Raw genomic sequence first — 14,783 nt, 5'->3', positions numbered from 1 at the left:
TCAGTAATCTGGTCTTCTAGTGGTTAACCTGAGGTTAGTAGGGCCTTTAATTGGTATAGCTGCTCCAGTGCCTGACGAGGTGTCAGCGCATCAGGATCCAGCTTGGCAACAGCATCTTCCACTATGCTTGGCAGGGCTGCGAACATGTCGCCCTGTAGCGGATGATCAGCAGCTTTCGTTGGAGTCATGCTGATCAATGTTGGTTTTTGCAAGCCTTCAAGAGCCAGTAGCTTTTCTCTGGCCTGACGGATGACGGGCTCTGGTACCCCAGCTAGTTTGGCGACCTGAATTCCGTAGCTCTGGCTAGCCGGACCTTCCTGCACGCTGTGCAGAAAGATGATGCTGTCATGGTGTTCGGTTGCAGTTAAGTGCACATTGGCAACATGATCGAAGTCATCAGCCATGGCAGTTAGCTCAAAATAGTGCGTGGCAAAGAGGGTGAGTACCTGACGGTTGGCCAGCCACTCTGCTGCTGCCCAGGCCAGTGACAAGCCATCGAAGGTGCTTGTGCCACGGCCAACTTCATCCATCAGTACCAGGCTGGAGCGGGTGGCGTTGTGGAGAATGTTGGCTGTTTCTGTCATTTCAACCATGAAGGTAGAGCGGCCACCAGCCAGATCATCCGATGAACCCATGCGGGTGAATATCCGGTCAACAAGACCAATCTCAGCCTGCTGCGCCGGAACAAAACTGCCAATGTGGGAGAGAAGTACAATCAAGGCAGTCTGGCGCATATAGGTAGACTTACCCCCCATATTGGGGCCGGTGATGATCAGCATTCGCCGTTGTTCATCTAGACGTAGGTCGTTGGCAACAAAAGGCGTTGAGGAAACGCTCTCCACTACCGGATGACGACCAGCAATGATGTGCAAGCGACTGTCATGGCTAAGGTTGGGGCGGCAGTAATTCAGGCTTTCTGCACGCTCAGCCAGATTGGTCAGGGTGTCCAGCTCGGCCAGTGACATGGCTGCATCCTGCAGCTGGCCCAGATCCTCATTCAGCGTCTCCAGCAGCTGGTCATAGAGGTCCTTCTCTCTGGCAAGTGCGCGGCTTCGGGCGCTGAGGGCTTTGTCCTCGAATGCTTTAAGCTCGGGTGTGATAAAGCGTTCGGCGTTTTTCAGCGTCTGGCGACGTATGTAGTTGGCTGGAACATCGTCCGACTGTGAACGGCCAATCTCGATGTAGTATCCATGAACCCGGTTATAACCCACCTTTAAGGTATTGATACCGGTGCGATCACGCTCTTGCTGTTCCAGTTTGAGCAGAAAATCCCCGGCGTGTTCACTCAGTGCTCTTAGCTCATCCAGTTCACTGTCATAACCGGGGGCGATGACGCCACCATCACGGATGACTACTGGTGGATTTTCAATGACGGCTTGCTGCAGCAACTTCTCCAGATCAGGGAAGGTGCCAATGGCGGACGCCAGTTGATGCAGCAGTCCGCTCTCCACCTGAGAAAGTTCATGCTGCAGTATCGGCAGTTGTGCGAGGCTCATCTTGAGCTTTTCAAGATCGCGCGGGCGGGCGCTGCGTAATGCGACCCTTGCCAGAATGCGCTCCATATCACCAATCGGGCGCAGAATGTCCTGGATTACCTGCCATAAACAGGTATCCAGCAGCAGTTGAATAGACTCTTGTCTTGCAGTCAGGCGGCCAAGGTCTCGTAACGGTCGATGTAGCCAGCGCCTTAGCATGCGGCTTCCCATAGGCGTGCAGCATTGATCAATAATGCTGGCTAAGGTGTTCTCGTTGCCACCGTTGAGATTGCGCTCCAGCTCCAGATTTTTCCGCGTCGATGCATCCAGAATAACGCTCTCTTCGCGGTTTTCAGCGGAGATGGCGCGAATATGAGGGAGGGCGGTTCGCTGGGTGTCTCGGGCGTACTGCAGCAGGCAACCTGCCGCTGCGAGAGCCAAAGTCAGATCAGCACAGCCAAAGCCCTCCAGGTTTCGAGTGCCAAACTGGGTATTGAGCAGGCGCAAAGCCGTATCAAGCTCGAAGTGCCAGGGCGGCATTTTGCGCACGCCACGTCTTTTGCTCAGCCATTCTGGCCAGCTTTGATCCTCAGACAAGAGCAGCTCTGCGGGATTGAGGCGCTCCATTTCCCCTTGCAGTGCCTCCTCTCCAGTTACCTCGATAACACTGAAACGACCACTGCTCACGTCCAGGACGGCAATGCCATATCGGCCATCGTGGCTGAACACTGCTACCAATAAATTGTCGCGGCGATCTTCCAGAAAAGCTTCATCTGAAAGAGTGCCTGGGGTGACAATACGAGCAACTTGGCGCTCTACAGGCCCTTTGCTGGTGGCAGGGTCGCCTACCTGTTCACAGATCACAACGGACTGGCCCATACGTACCAAGCGGGCGACATAGCCTTCAGCGGCATGGTAGGGAATGCCTGCCATTGGAATAGGCTCGCCAGCGGACTGGCCGCGTGCAGTTAACGTAATGTCCAACAACCTGGCTGCGCGGCGGGCATCATCGTAAAACAGCTCATAGAAGTCACCCATGCGATAAAACAGTAGCTCATTAGGGTGCTCTGCTTTTATGCGTAAATATTGCTGCATCATGGGGGTGTGCTGAGCTGTAGAGTTCTGTGCAGTCATAGTGTTGGCAGGCTGTGGTCTCTGGTTGTTACCCAAAAAGGGAAATGTCGAACTGCGAGATTCTACTTAAATGAACTGCTGACCTCTACTTTGATCCTGAGGCAATTAGGGCAAGTATCTGTTCCTCCTTGTTTTTAGGCGAGATTACGCCATGTTCAGGCATAACCAAGTAATGTCAGGAGTAGGCGCCATGTCAGGTTCTCAGTATTTACCAACCGAGCTATTGGTTGAGCAGCTAGCGTTACGGCTTTTAGCGCAGGGAGCTTTTGTGGCTACGGCGGAGTCATGTACCGGTGGCGGTATTGCTCAAGCCATGACGGAGTTGCCCGGCAGTTCACGCTGGTTTGGCTTTGGGTGGGTAACGTATGCCAATGCGGCTAAGGAGCAGCTTCTGGCTGTTCCTTCTGCGGTACTGGAGCATGAGGGAGCTGTCAGTGAACAGACCGTTTTGGCTATGGTCAAAGGCGCGCAGGTGCGTAGTGGTGCGCGTTATGCCGTGGCTGTCAGTGGTGTCGCCGGGCCCGATGGTGGTAGTGACGAAAAACCAGTGGGTACGGTGTGGATTGCATGGGCTGATGGTGAGCAGCACTGGGCTGAGGTTTACATGTTCCCCGGTGATCGACGGCAGGTACGTCAGCAAACGGTAGAATTCGCGTTGCGTGGTCTGGTAGAGCATTTGGATGGGGCGTGATACCAGGGAAGAGAATTCTGGCTTGCGCTTTGAGAAAAGTGTGGAATAATGCTGACTATATATACAGTACTTTCCGGGTGAAAACGTAATGAACGAGAACAAGCAGCGTGCACTGACGGCGGCGTTAGGACAGATTGAGCGCCAATTCGGCAAAGGTGCCATTATGCGTATGGGCGATCAGCCACGTGAGGCGATCCCTGCAGTTTCAACAGGGTCGCTGGGGCTGGATATCGCACTGGGGATCGGTGGTTTGCCGTATGGTCGCATTGTCGAAATATACGGCCCTGAAAGCTCTGGTAAGACCACGCTGACGCTGTCTGTCATTGCTCAGGCACAGCGTCAGGGCAAGACCTGTGCTTTTATTGATGCTGAGCATGCGCTTGATCCTATCTATGCAGAAAAACTCGGCGTTAATGTTGATGATCTGTTGGTTTCCCAGCCTGATACAGGTGAGCAGGCACTTGAAATTGCTGACATGCTGGTTCGCTCTAACGCAGTTGATGTGATCATCATTGACTCTGTCGCAGCCTTGGTTCCCAAGGCTGAGATTGAAGGAGAGATGGGCGACTCTCACATGGGGCTGCAGGCCCGTCTGATGTCTCAGGCGCTGCGTAAAATCACCGGAAACATCAAGAACGCTAATTGCCTGGTGGTGTTCATCAACCAGATTCGTATGAAAATTGGTGTTATGTTCGGTAACCCTGAGACTACAACGGGCGGTAACGCTTTGAAGTTCTATGCCTCTGTTCGTCTGGATATTCGCCGTACGGGTTCTATCAAGCAGGGCGATGAAGTTGTAGGCAACGAAACCCGGGTGAAAATCGTTAAGAACAAAGTTTCACCGCCTTTCCGTCAGGCAGATTTCCAGATTCTATACGGTAAAGGCATTTATCGTATGGGTGAGGTTGTCGATCTGGGCGTGCAGCAGGGATTGGTTGAGAAGTCTGGCGCGTGGTATGCCTATCAGGGCAACAAGATCGGGCAGGGTAAGGCCAATGCGTGCAAGTACCTGGAAGACAATCCACAAATTGCACAGGAACTGGAAGCGCTGTTGCGCGAGCGTCTGCTGAACGTACCTAATAATGCAGGTGCTGATTTTGAGGTAAGTGCTGAAGACGAAGCGTGATCGTGCAAGCCTCTTCTTTGCTGGAAAAAGCTGTTTCTCTGCTGTCTCGGCGTGACTATAGTCGCGCCGAGTTGCAGCGGCGGCTACAGAGTTTTCTGCGCAAACTCTTGCGTGAGCATCAAGATACTTCTTCAGAAAGCTTCGGCCATGAAGAGGATGTTCAGAAGCACGCGGAGCAGATTACGGCGGTGCTGACTCGGCTAGAGGAACTCGGTTATCTCAATGACGACCGGGTATCTGCATCGACGGTCAGGGTGGGCATTGCCAAAGGCCAGGGGCCGCAACGTATCAAGGCCGAACTGAAGCACAAAGTGCTCTCTACCGATGTCTTACATGAAGTGGAAGATGAGCTGGACTGGTTTGCTCAAGCCCGTCAAGTAAGGTCACGTCGCTTTGGTGACGCATTACCTGATACACCTAAAGAAAAGGCCAGGCAGTTACGCTTTCTGCTCTATCGTGGCTTTACGCAGCAGCAAGCGTTACAGGCACTAAAAATCAACGAGTGGGATGAGTGAGTAATATGCTTATGCTCATATCTGGCCCTGTTTAGCACCGTTTTTAAAAACTCCTCCTATTTCCGCTCCAGCTGTTTTAATCCTGATCTACCTCGATATACTAACCCGCTAAGTACCGCCCAGCGCACTAGGCCAACCAAAGCAGGATGGTGAGGCGGCCTCAACGCCGTCATGATGCTGGCTGATCACTGATAGCCGATGTTTCTCTTTTAGGCAGATATATGAAGAGCGCAGAAATCCGCCAAGCATTTCTTGAGTATTTCAAGAGTAAGGGGCATGAAATTGTCCCTAGCAGTTCACTTATTCCCGCTAATGACCCTACTTTGTTGTTTACCAACGCGGGTATGGTTCAGTTTAAGGACGTGTTCCTGGGTACTGATCCCCGTTCATACTCTCGTGCTACCACTTCGCAACGCTGCGTACGTGCCGGTGGAAAGCACAATGATCTGGAAAACGTAGGCTATACCGCGCGTCACCATACCTTCTTTGAAATGCTGGGTAACTTCAGCTTTGGTGACTATTTCAAGCAGGACGCCATTCATTTTGCCTGGGAGTTTCTGACTGCCCCTGAATGGATGAATCTGCCCAAGGAAAAGCTTTGGGTAACAGTCTATGCCAGTGACGACGAAGCGTATGAGATCTGGTCCAAGCAGGTCGGTGTTCCCGTCGAGCGGATTGTACGTATTGGTGATAACAAGGGCGCTGCCTATGCTTCAGATAACTTCTGGGCTATGGGTGACACTGGTCCATGTGGCCCTTGCACTGAGATTTTCTATGATCATGGCGCTGATGTGGCAGGAGGTCCTCCCGGTAGCCCCGAGGAAGATGGTGATCGCTACATTGAGATCTGGAACGTGGTATTCATGCAGTACAACCGTACTGCTGATGGTGTGATGCATCCATTGCCTCGCCCATCCGTAGACACTGGCATGGGTCTGGAACGTGTTTCTGCCGTTATGCAGCATGTTCACTCAAACTACGAGATTGACCTGTTCCAGAACCTTCTGGCTGCTGTCGAGCAGGTAACAGGTACTACGGACACCAAGAGTCACTCATTGAAAGTGATTGCAGATCATATCCGTTCTTGTTCCTTCCTGATTGTTGATGGTGTTGTGCCCTCCAACGAAGGTCGCGGTTATGTGTTGCGGCGTATCATGCGCCGGGCTATCCGTCATGGACACAAGCTCGGTGCCGTTGAGCCTTTCTTCCACAAGCTGGTTGCGCCTTTGGTTGCGGAAATGGGCTCTGCCTATCCGGAGCTTGCCAAGGCGCAGGCTCATGTTGAACAGCTGATTTTCAAGGAAGAGCAGCAGTTTGCCAAGACGCTAGACCAGGGTATGCGCTTACTTGAACAGGCCATCGAGGGTCTGGAAGGTGCAGTGATTCCGGGCGAAACTATTTTCCGTCTATATGACACCTATGGTTTCCCTGTTGACCTGACTGCGGATGTTGCCCGTGAGCGTGGTTACGATCTGGATATGGATGGCTTCGAGCAGCAAATGGAAGCTCAGCGTGAGCGCGCTCGTGCCGCCAGCCAGTTTGGTGTTGACTATAATCAGGCGCTGAAGCTGGAAGGTGAAACGCATTTCAATGGTTATACCCAGCTGGTTGATGAAGGCAATGTGGTGACCTTGCTGGCAGCCGGCGAATCCGTTGATGCGCTGGAGTCAGGAATGTCTGGCGTTGTGGTGCTGGACAACACTGCTTTCTACGCAGAGTCCGGCGGTCAGGTCGGTGATGCTGGCTATCTGGCCTGGTCAAATGGTCGTTTTGAGGTCAAGGATACGACCAAGGAAGGCAAACTCTTCCTTCATCATGGTGTGCTGGTCGAAGGGCGTCTGGCTGTAGGTGGCAAGGTTGTTACCCATGTCAATGCAGCACGTCGTCAGGCTGTAGCGCTGAATCACTCCGCGACACACCTGATGCACTCCGCTCTGCGCAAAGTGCTGGGTGAGCATGTGCAGCAGAAAGGTTCTCTGGTTGCTCCTGACCGCTTGCGCTTTGACTTCAGTCACTTTGAAGCGGTCAAGCCTGAAGAGCTGCGTCGTATCGAGGATTTGGTTAACGCTGAGGTGCGTGCCAATGCAGAGGTGCAGACTCGCCTGATGAACATCGATGAGGCAAAAGCCGCGGGTGCGATGGCCTTGTTTGGTGAGAAATACGATGACGAGGTTCGGGTTGTCAGCATGGGTGAAGGTGAGGAGCGATTCTCTCTTGAGCTATGTGGCGGCACGCACGTCAAACGTACAGGTGACATCGCTGTTTTCCGTATTCTGTCGGAGGGCGGTGTTGCTGCAGGTGTGCGCCGTATTGAAGCTGTCACTGGTGAAGAAGCTCTGCGTTACGTGGAAGAAGGTGAAGAAACTCTGCGCAGGCTGGGCTCCATGCTGAAAGGCAGCCGTGACGCTGTGCTGGATAAGGTTGAAGCCCTGGTGGAGCGCAATCGTCAGCTTGAGCGTGAGTTGGACCAACTCAAACGTCGTCTGGCTGCGAACGCAGGGAATGAGCTGCTGGACAGTGCACGTGAGATCAAGGGTGCCAAAGTGCTGGTTACCCAGGTTGAAGGCGTTGAGTCCAAATCCCTGCGCGATCTGCTGGATCAGCTGAAAAATAAATTGGGTAATGGAGTGGTGCTGCTGGCTGTCGTTGAAGATGACAAGGTCAGTCTGGTAGCTGGGGTGACCAAGGAGCTGACCGCAAAGGTTAAAGCTGGTGACCTGATTCGCCGTGTTGCTGAGCAGGTAGGGGGCAAAGGTGGTGGCCGTCCTGACATGGCTCAGGGTGGTGGTACTCAGGTTGATGCCTTGCCTGCGGCGCTGATTGACGCGGCCCAATGGATTGAATCGCAGCTTTGAGGTTGCGATTGCTAGAACTGTGAAGAAAAGGCCGGAATTTATTCCGGCCATTCCTGTTGGGGAAAACTAAAAAAATGGCATTGTATGTGCAGAAGTACGGCGGCACTTCGGTGGGCTCAGTGGAGCGCATCGAGGCAGTTGCCGAAAAGGTAAAAGGATTCCGTGAGCAGGGACATGATCTGGTAATCGTTGTCTCGGCCATGTCTGGTGAAACCAACCGTCTGATTCAACTGGCCAAGTCGATTACCGACGAGCCCAGTACTCGTGAGATGGATGTGATTATGTCGACCGGCGAGCAGGTCACTATTGGCTTGCTGGCTATTGCGTTGGAGAAGCGTGGTGTGCCTGCCCGCTCCTACACCGGCGCCCAGGTTTCAATCCGCACCGACAGTGCCTATGGCAAAGCGCGAATCCAGCATATTGATGATCAGCGTATTCGTCAGGATCTGGCGGAAGGTCGAGTTGTCATCGTTGCTGGCTTCCAGGGTGTGGACGACAACGGCAGTATCACCACGCTGGGGCGTGGCGGTTCCGATACGACCGGTGTTGCTCTGGCTGCTGCGCTCAAGGCTGATGAGTGCCAGATCTATACTGATGTTGACGGTGTATATACAACCGATCCCCGTGTAGTGGATACAGCCCGTCGTCTGGACAAGATTACCTTCGAAGAAATGCTGGAAATGGCCAGTCTCGGCTCGAAAGTGCTGCAGATTCGTTCCGTTGAGTTCGCCGGCAAATACAATGTACCGCTACGTGTGCTTTCCAGTTTTGCGGATGGCCCTGGCACCCTGATTACCTTAGAGGAAGAAGACACTGTGGAAAAGCCTATCATTTCCGGTATTGCCTTTAACCGTGATGAGGCCAAGTTGACTGTTCTGGGTGTGCCTGATATCCCCGGTGTGGCCTACAAGATTCTCGGGCCCGTGAGCGATGCCAATATTGAAGTCGACATGATCGTGCAGAACGTGGCCGCCGATCAGACCACCGATTTTACCTTCACTGTTCACCGCAACGACTTCGACAAGACCAAAGATATCCTGCAGCGTATTTGTGCTGAATTGGGTGCTCGAGAAGTGAGCGGTAACAACAAGATCGCTAAGGTATCTATCGTCGGCGTAGGTATGCGCTCTCATGCAGGTGTAGCCAGCAAGATGTTTGCTGCACTGGCTCATGAAGGGATCAATATCCAGATGATTTCCACCTCTGAGATCAAGGTCTCGGTTGTTATCGCCGAGAAGTATCTGGAGCTGGCGGTTCGCGCACTGCACTCAGCCTTTGAGCTGGATAAAGTCGATACCATCGCTGAATAATACTTTTTGTTATCACGAGTCAGCATTTTCGTTACGCAGGTTAACGCTGCACTACAAAAATGTGGGGTTTTTTACTTCACAGTGTCAGCGTGGCCTGCATACAATTCCATGCCCGCATCTAGGCTTGAAGTTGTCTGGATCGATAGCTAAGTCTAATCAATGCGGGAGCTGGAGCTAAGCCGCATGGCAGAGGAAACAAGTAAGGAGAACGGAGATGCTGATTCTTACCCGTCGCGTAGGTGAGACCCTGATGGTTGGTGATGATGTCACCGTTACCGTATTGGGCGTAAAAGGCAACCAAGTGCGCATTGGCGTCAATGCACCTAAGGATGTGTCTGTTCATCGAGAAGAGATTTATCAACGTATTCAGAAAGAAAAACAGGATCAGGAATCTGGCTCCTCTGAATCGTAAAATTTTCTTTTCTTTTTAAAATCAATGCGGTAATATTCGCCGCGTTGTTTGGAGAGTTGGCCGAGTGGCTGAAGGCGCACCCCTGCTAAGGGTGTATAGGGGAAACTCTATCGAGGGTTCGAATCCCTCACTCTCCGCCACACAAAGCGCCCGTAGCTCAGCTGGATAGAGTACCTGGCTACGAACCAGGCGGTCAGAGGTTCGAATCCTCTCGGGCGCGCCATGTGCAAGGTTTGCAGAAGTTAAGCAAACCTTTTTTGTTTGAGTTTGAAGCGCTCGTAGCTCAGCTGGATAGAGTACCTGGCTACGAACCAGGCGGTCAGAGGTTCGAATCCTCTCGAGCGCGCCATCTCAAACAAGTCTCAGTTATCGTGTTGCGCTCGTAGCTCAGCTGGATAGAGTACCTGGCTACGAACCAGGCGGTCAGAGGTTCGAATCCTCTCGAGCGCGCCATAACTGAAAACGTTTTACACTGCAGCGCGCTCGTAGCTCAGCTGGATAGAGTACCTGGCTACGAACCAGGCGGTCAGAGGTTCGAATCCTCTCGAGCGCGCCAACAGTGTGAATGTGTAGTGTTACATCAATATGATATCGTTGTGCGCTCGTAGCTCAGCTGGATAGAGTACCTGGCTACGAACCAGGCGGTCAGAGGTTCGAATCCTCTCGAGCGCGCCACTTCATCATCGTGATCCGTCTGTTGTACATCGTTATACGTTGCGCGCTCGTAGCTCAGCTGGATAGAGTACCTGGCTACGAACCAGGCGGTCAGAGGTTCGAATCCTCTCGAGCGCGCCACTCCTTTTTATATCCTCCCTGTTTATCTAACTTATAGACTTCAGCTGATTCGTAGCTGGTTGTCTTATGTTTCTTCTTTTTGGTTATCGTCAGATCCCGGTAATTTTGGCTGCCAGGTGCGTTCAAGCCTGATACAATGTGCCGCTTTTTTAACCAGATACTGCCTCGATACCATGAAGTTCATCGTCAAGCTGTTCCCTGAGATCACCATCAAAAGTCGCTCTGTGCGTCAGCGTTTCTGCAAACGACTGGCTTCCAATCTGCGTATTCAGTTCAAGGATCTTGGCGAGCAGGTCGCTCAAGGTGCCGGGACGGAAGTGCTCAGCCACTGGGACTATATTGAGATACTGATTCACAACCCGGCCATCACTGCTGAGGATGCACGGGATGTCCTGCGTCGCAATCCCGGTATTGCCTATTTCCAGCAGGTGCTGGAGTTCCCCCTGACCACCGCAGAGGAGATTATTCCCCATCTGGTTGCTGCAAACAGCGAGCGCCTGAAGGGGAAGAGCTTCGCCATGCGAGTGCGTCGCGTGGGTCAGCATGATTTCTCCTCGCTGGACTGGGAGCGGCATCTGGGTGGTGCACTGATGCAGTTAACCGAGGCGCGTTCTGTTGATTTGCGTCGTCCTGACGTGCAGGTGCGTCTGGAAGTGCGCCACCAGAAAGTCTTTATCGAGACCGAGCGTGAGCCCGGCATGGGTGGCTACCCACTGGGATCGCAGGAAGATGTGGTGTCGTTGATGTCCGGCGGCTTCGACTCTGCGGTGGCAACCTACCTGACCATGAAGCGTGGCTGCAAGACGCATTTCTGCTTCTTTAATCTGGGCGGCTCAGCACACGAGATCGGTGTGCGACAGATTGCGCATCATATCTGGAAGCAATACGGTTCCGTGGCCAAGGTTTACTTTGTCTCTGTTCCCTTTGATGAGGTGGTGGCTGAGATTCTGACCAAGGTCAATCATTCGCTGATGGGGGTTATTCTCAAGCGCATGATGATGCGGGCCGGTAATCGTGTGGCTTCTCGTTTGCACGTTAACACCCTGGTCACAGGTGAGAGCATTGCGCAGGTCTCCAGTCAGACCCTGACTAACCTCAATATCATCGACAATGCCAGTGAGCGTCTGGTGGTGCGTCCGCTGATCGTGTCTGACAAGCAGGACATCATCAATCAGGCCAAGGCTATTGGCACCTTTGATATGGCGGCTTCCATGCCGGAGTACTGCGGTGTCATTTCAGACCGGCCTACTGTGAAGGCACGTCCTGACAAGGTGCTGGAGGAAGAGGCTAAGCTGGATATGGAAGTGATCCGCCGGGCCATTGAGCGTTCGCAGGTGCTGAAAATCGATCAGGTGCTGAAGGATCTCAAACCTCAGGCTGAACTGGATCAGTTCGAGGCAAAAGAAGATGCGGTGGTGATCGATATTCGCCATCCGACCGAGCAGGAGAAATCTCCGCTCACACTGGATGCCGAAGTGGTGCATATTCCTTTCTATCAGCTCAGTACGCGTTTTCCTGAACTGGATCAGGAGCAACAGTACCTGCTCTATTGTGACCGCGGTGTCATGAGCAAACTGCATGCGCTGTATCTGCACGATGCAGGTCACGTCAATGTAGGGGTTTACGGCAGCAAGTAATTCGACTGCCGGTTTTCAGAACGGGAAGCTCAGGCTTCCCGTTTTCGTTTCTGTTGCGTGCATACCTGCTTTCTGACGTCTATTAACCGCCGAGCAGTCCTTCAAGGTGCGCCTGTACAGAGTAGGCCAGGGCCGTCGGGTTGTAGCCGCCTTCCAGGATCGACACGATGCGTCCTTGGCTATACCTGTCGGCCAGTGCCATAAGCTGGCGTGTGATCCACAGATAGTCCTCTTCATTCAGGCGCATATCTGCCATCGGGTCATTCCAGTGGGCATCAAAGCCCGCAGAAATGAATATCATGTCAGGCGCATGGGCCTCCAGTGCGGGCAGGCATCGCTCTGAGAAGGCACGACGAAATGCCTCGCCATCAGCAAAGGCAGGGAGCGGGCAATTAATGATATTCGGGCGTTCAAGGTCGTTATAACGGCCCGGATAGAAAGGGTGCTGGAAGGTGGAGCAAAACAGCACGGCAGGATTATCTTTAAAGATGTCGACCGTACCGTTGCCCTGATGCACATCAAAATCAAAGATGGCAACCCGATTGATTGCTTCGTGCTGCAGGGCATGCAGTGCGGCGATGGCGATATTGTTATAGAAGCAAAAGCCCATCGCCAGATTATGCTCGGCATGGTGCCCCGGTGGACGGATGGCGCAAAAAGCGTTGCGATTTTTGCCAGACAGCACCCGGTTGGTTGCCAAAATACTGGCACCTGCAGCTAAACTTGCTGCATGCAGGGATTTGGGGCAAAGCGCGGTGTCATCATCTGTCCAGATCACGCCTTCCTGTGGCAGCTTCAGCTCCAGTCGGCGCACGTGCAGTGGTGTGTGCGCCAGCAGGATCTGTTCTGGCAAAACATGAACGGCATTATGCGTCTGTAGCTCGCCAAGCAGGCCTGAGCGATTCAGCTGATGCATGATGGCTTTCAGTCTGATCGGGCTCTCCGGGTGGTCCGGGCCAAGGTCGTGCAGCTCGCAGTCGGTATGGCTGATAAACGCGGTACTCATTGGGCGTGCCCTGTTTTTTTTTGCCAGTGTAGCGAAACTTGCTACCGCGTACCTTAGCCATTAAGTCGCACGGTATCGGCAGAGTGATGACATCTGTTGAAAGCAGACGGCTGCTTTTATCAAAGTCCTGCTGTTTGTCGCCGATATGGTGTGTCAGATTGACTGATGTCGGCCGCGGTTAATCACGGCCAGTAAGGATGGGAAGACCACGAATGGGGTTGATTTGATGCTGGACAAGAAGAAGGTGCTGTTTGTTGATAGCAGCGGCAACATGCGCTTCACCATGAAGAGCATGCTGCGCAGCCTGGGCATCGATCACCTGGAAACCCTGGCGCCGACGGCCGCGCTGCTCAGCCATATTCAGCACCAGCCCTACGACTTCATCATCATCAGTCACAACGACAGTGACAAAGTGACCGGCATACAGCTGCTGGAGGAGGCACGCTATCAGGGTATCCTGCCAGAGAGCACCGCCTGGGTGCTGCTGGTCAGCGACACCTCGCGTGATCTGATCGTCCATGCGATCGACAGCTACCCTGATGACATCATTACCAAACCTTTCTCGGCGCAGGAACTGAAGCGCCGTCTTGATGCCCTAGATGCCCGGCAGATTGCCCTGAAGCCCATCTGGCACCAACTGCGGTTGCAGAATGTCAAAGAAGCACTCAATCTCTGTGATCACTTCGAGCCAGCCAATCCCTATTACTGTGCGGCCCAGTTGCTGAAGGGGCGAATCCTGATGGCGCATCGGCGCTACTTTCAGGCTGCCCGGGTCTTTTCGCGGGTGTATGCCCAGTATCACCGCCGTGAAGCGGTAATTATGCAGGCGTTCTGCCTTTTGCAGGAGCGCGAATATGATCAGGCGCTGGAGCTTCTCGGCGAACTGATCTGTCAGAATCCGTTGTTGCTGGCAGCCTATGACATGGTCATCAAGATCGAGATGGCGCGCGGCGACTATTTTAAGGCGCGTTATATCCTGCAGCAGACCACTACCCTCAGCCCATACAACGTCCTGCGCTATCAGCGTCTGGGCTATTGCGCTTATCTCGGGCAGGAATGGGAAATTGCCGAGCCTGCGCTCAACAAGGCTATCAATCTGGGTAAAGGGTCAGTGTACGAATCCAAGGGGCCGTTTCTGCAGCTGGTGGATGTCGGGCGCTGTAAGGTGGAGTCAGGCACAGCGAACTGGCAGGAAGTGGAAAAAGAGGTCGACCTGGCACTCAAGAAAGCTGGTCGCTTTTTCCCCAAAGACCCGCTGTTACCTGCGGAGTCCGCCTTTATGCGCGGTAACTTCTATCAGGGAGCCAAGCAGCCCAAGCTGGCCGAAAAATACCATGACGAGGCGCGGGTACTGGCAGATGAGCAGGGGGTTCAGCTTAACCAGCTGGATATCTGGCAGCAGCCCGGTGAAACGCCCATGCGCTGGCTGCAGAATGTGCCCTCGGACCCAAACATACTGTTGACTAATCCCAAAATTGACGCCTATCTGCAGCATGGCTGCCATGCCTATGAGAGTGGCCATCTGGGTAAGGCGATGCAGTATTTCACCCAAATTCTGCGTGAGCAGCCTGATCATACTGACGCTTTGCTCAATGCTGCCCAGTTGTATCTTGAGGCGATTCGCGATTCTTCCTATCAGCGTGACAAACGTCTGCAGATGGCCAGACAATTTCTGCGTACGGTGGAGAAGTCACGGCTGGAAGCCAGTCAGCAGGAGCGGCTGGACTATCTCAAGCAGGTGGCCAGTCTGCAGCTGGAGGAATATCCCCAGGGATCGCTGGGAGAACTGTTGTGGGAGGCGGTCTAGCAGGGTAGCCAGGCATTAAA

At 53.3% G+C, this 14,783-nt stretch carries 10 protein-coding genes and 7 tRNA genes; 15 read left to right on the top strand and 2 right to left on the bottom strand.

The window, feature by feature from the left end:
- Window positions 1-23: 23 nt before the first annotated feature.
- Window positions 24-2,609: a DNA mismatch repair protein MutS gene (gene mutS / locus WH50_RS01765; protein WP_110185758.1), complete on the bottom strand. Its 2,586-nt coding sequence runs from the start codon at window positions 2,607-2,609 to the stop codon at window positions 24-26.
- Between the two features lie 190 nt (window positions 2,610-2,799).
- Here mutS and WH50_RS01760 point away from each other — a divergent pair, with 190 nt between their 5' ends.
- The 14 genes from WH50_RS01760 (at window position 2,800) to thiI (ending at window position 11,950) form a co-directional block, all read left to right on the top strand.
- The gene (locus WH50_RS01760) at window positions 2,800-3,300 is read left to right on the top strand and encodes a CinA family protein (RefSeq protein WP_110185757.1); all 501 of its coding nucleotides are present in this window, start codon (window positions 2,800-2,802) and stop codon (window positions 3,298-3,300) included.
- An 88-nt stretch (window positions 3,301-3,388) separates the two neighbouring features.
- On the top strand, window positions 3,389-4,426 hold the full coding sequence (gene recA, locus WH50_RS01755) for a recombinase RecA (RefSeq protein ID WP_104156284.1): 1,038 nt from the start codon (window positions 3,389-3,391) through the stop codon (window positions 4,424-4,426).
- A 2-nt stretch (window positions 4,427-4,428) separates the two neighbouring features.
- Complete coding sequence (locus WH50_RS01750; RefSeq protein WP_165838270.1) at window positions 4,429-4,941, top strand: regulatory protein RecX; 513 nt, start codon at window positions 4,429-4,431, stop codon at window positions 4,939-4,941.
- A gap of 221 nt (window positions 4,942-5,162) precedes the next feature.
- Window positions 5,163-7,796, top strand: coding sequence for an alanine--tRNA ligase (gene alaS, locus WH50_RS01745; RefSeq protein ID WP_110185755.1), 2,634 nt, complete (start codon window positions 5,163-5,165; stop codon window positions 7,794-7,796).
- 74 nt (window positions 7,797-7,870) lie between these two features.
- The gene (locus WH50_RS01740; RefSeq protein WP_104156281.1) at window positions 7,871-9,106 is read left to right on the top strand and encodes an aspartate kinase; all 1,236 of its coding nucleotides are present in this window, start codon (window positions 7,871-7,873) and stop codon (window positions 9,104-9,106) included.
- 214 nt (window positions 9,107-9,320) lie between these two features.
- Entirely contained in the window at window positions 9,321-9,518 is a 198-nt protein-coding gene (gene csrA / locus WH50_RS01735) for a carbon storage regulator CsrA (protein ID WP_104156280.1), read from the top strand.
- 50 nt (window positions 9,519-9,568) lie between these two features.
- Window positions 9,569-9,658 (top strand) — tRNA-Ser (locus WH50_RS01730).
- Between the two features lie 6 nt (window positions 9,659-9,664).
- Window positions 9,665-9,741: transfer RNA gene (locus tag WH50_RS01725), tRNA-Arg, on the top strand.
- Window positions 9,742-9,790: 49 nt separating this feature from the next.
- Window positions 9,791-9,867, top strand: a tRNA-Arg gene (locus WH50_RS01720).
- A 27-nt stretch (window positions 9,868-9,894) separates the two neighbouring features.
- A tRNA-Arg gene (locus WH50_RS01715) sits at window positions 9,895-9,971 on the top strand.
- Window positions 9,972-9,997: 26 nt separating this feature from the next.
- Window positions 9,998-10,074, top strand: a tRNA-Arg gene (locus WH50_RS01710).
- A 42-nt stretch (window positions 10,075-10,116) separates the two neighbouring features.
- Window positions 10,117-10,193: transfer RNA gene (locus WH50_RS01705), tRNA-Arg, on the top strand.
- A gap of 43 nt (window positions 10,194-10,236) precedes the next feature.
- Window positions 10,237-10,313: transfer RNA gene (locus tag WH50_RS01700), tRNA-Arg, on the top strand.
- A 173-nt stretch (window positions 10,314-10,486) separates the two neighbouring features.
- Window positions 10,487-11,950 carry a tRNA uracil 4-sulfurtransferase ThiI gene (gene thiI, locus WH50_RS01695; RefSeq protein WP_110185754.1) on the top strand — a complete coding sequence of 488 codons (1,464 nt, stop codon included), beginning with the start codon at window positions 10,487-10,489 and terminating at the stop codon, window positions 11,948-11,950.
- Window positions 11,951-12,032: 82 nt separating this feature from the next.
- Here the strand turns inward: thiI and WH50_RS01690 are convergent, their stop codons facing one another.
- Window positions 12,033-12,956, bottom strand: coding sequence for a histone deacetylase family protein (locus WH50_RS01690; RefSeq protein WP_110185753.1), 924 nt, complete (start codon window positions 12,954-12,956; stop codon window positions 12,033-12,035).
- Between the two features lie 226 nt (window positions 12,957-13,182).
- On the opposite strand from WH50_RS01690, the gene WH50_RS01685 reads away from it, so the two are divergent.
- Window positions 13,183-14,763, top strand: coding sequence for a response regulator (locus tag WH50_RS01685; RefSeq protein WP_110185752.1), 1,581 nt, complete (start codon window positions 13,183-13,185; stop codon window positions 14,761-14,763).
- The last annotated feature ends 20 nt before the right edge of the window (window positions 14,764-14,783 follow it).

It is taken from the genome of Pokkaliibacter plantistimulans, from assembly GCF_003194385.1.
GTDB lineage: Bacteria > Pseudomonadota > Gammaproteobacteria > Pseudomonadales > Balneatricaceae > Pokkaliibacter > Pokkaliibacter plantistimulans.
Note: the sequence above shows the minus strand (reverse complement) of the source record. Positions and strands in the feature narration are given on the sequence as shown.

Coding starts and splice junctions, on each gene's coding strand:
- WH50_RS01740 (WP_104156281.1), top strand. CDS start 7,871: ATGGCATTGTATGTGCAGAAGTACGGCGGCACTTCGGTGGGCTCAGTG.
- WH50_RS01690 (WP_110185753.1), bottom strand. CDS start 12,956: ATGAGTACCGCGTTTATCAGCCATACCGACTGCGAGCTGCACGACCTT.
- alaS (WP_110185755.1), top strand. CDS start 5,163: ATGAAGAGCGCAGAAATCCGCCAAGCATTTCTTGAGTATTTCAAGAGT.
- csrA (WP_104156280.1), top strand. CDS start 9,321: ATGCTGATTCTTACCCGTCGCGTAGGTGAGACCCTGATGGTTGGTGAT.
- recA (WP_104156284.1), top strand. CDS start 3,389: ATGAACGAGAACAAGCAGCGTGCACTGACGGCGGCGTTAGGACAGATT.
- thiI (WP_110185754.1), top strand. CDS start 10,487: ATGAAGTTCATCGTCAAGCTGTTCCCTGAGATCACCATCAAAAGTCGC.
- mutS (WP_110185758.1), bottom strand. CDS start 2,609: ATGACTGCACAGAACTCTACAGCTCAGCACACCCCCATGATGCAGCAA.
- WH50_RS01685 (WP_110185752.1), top strand. CDS start 13,183: ATGCTGGACAAGAAGAAGGTGCTGTTTGTTGATAGCAGCGGCAACATG.
- WH50_RS01760 (WP_110185757.1), top strand. CDS start 2,800: ATGTCAGGTTCTCAGTATTTACCAACCGAGCTATTGGTTGAGCAGCTA.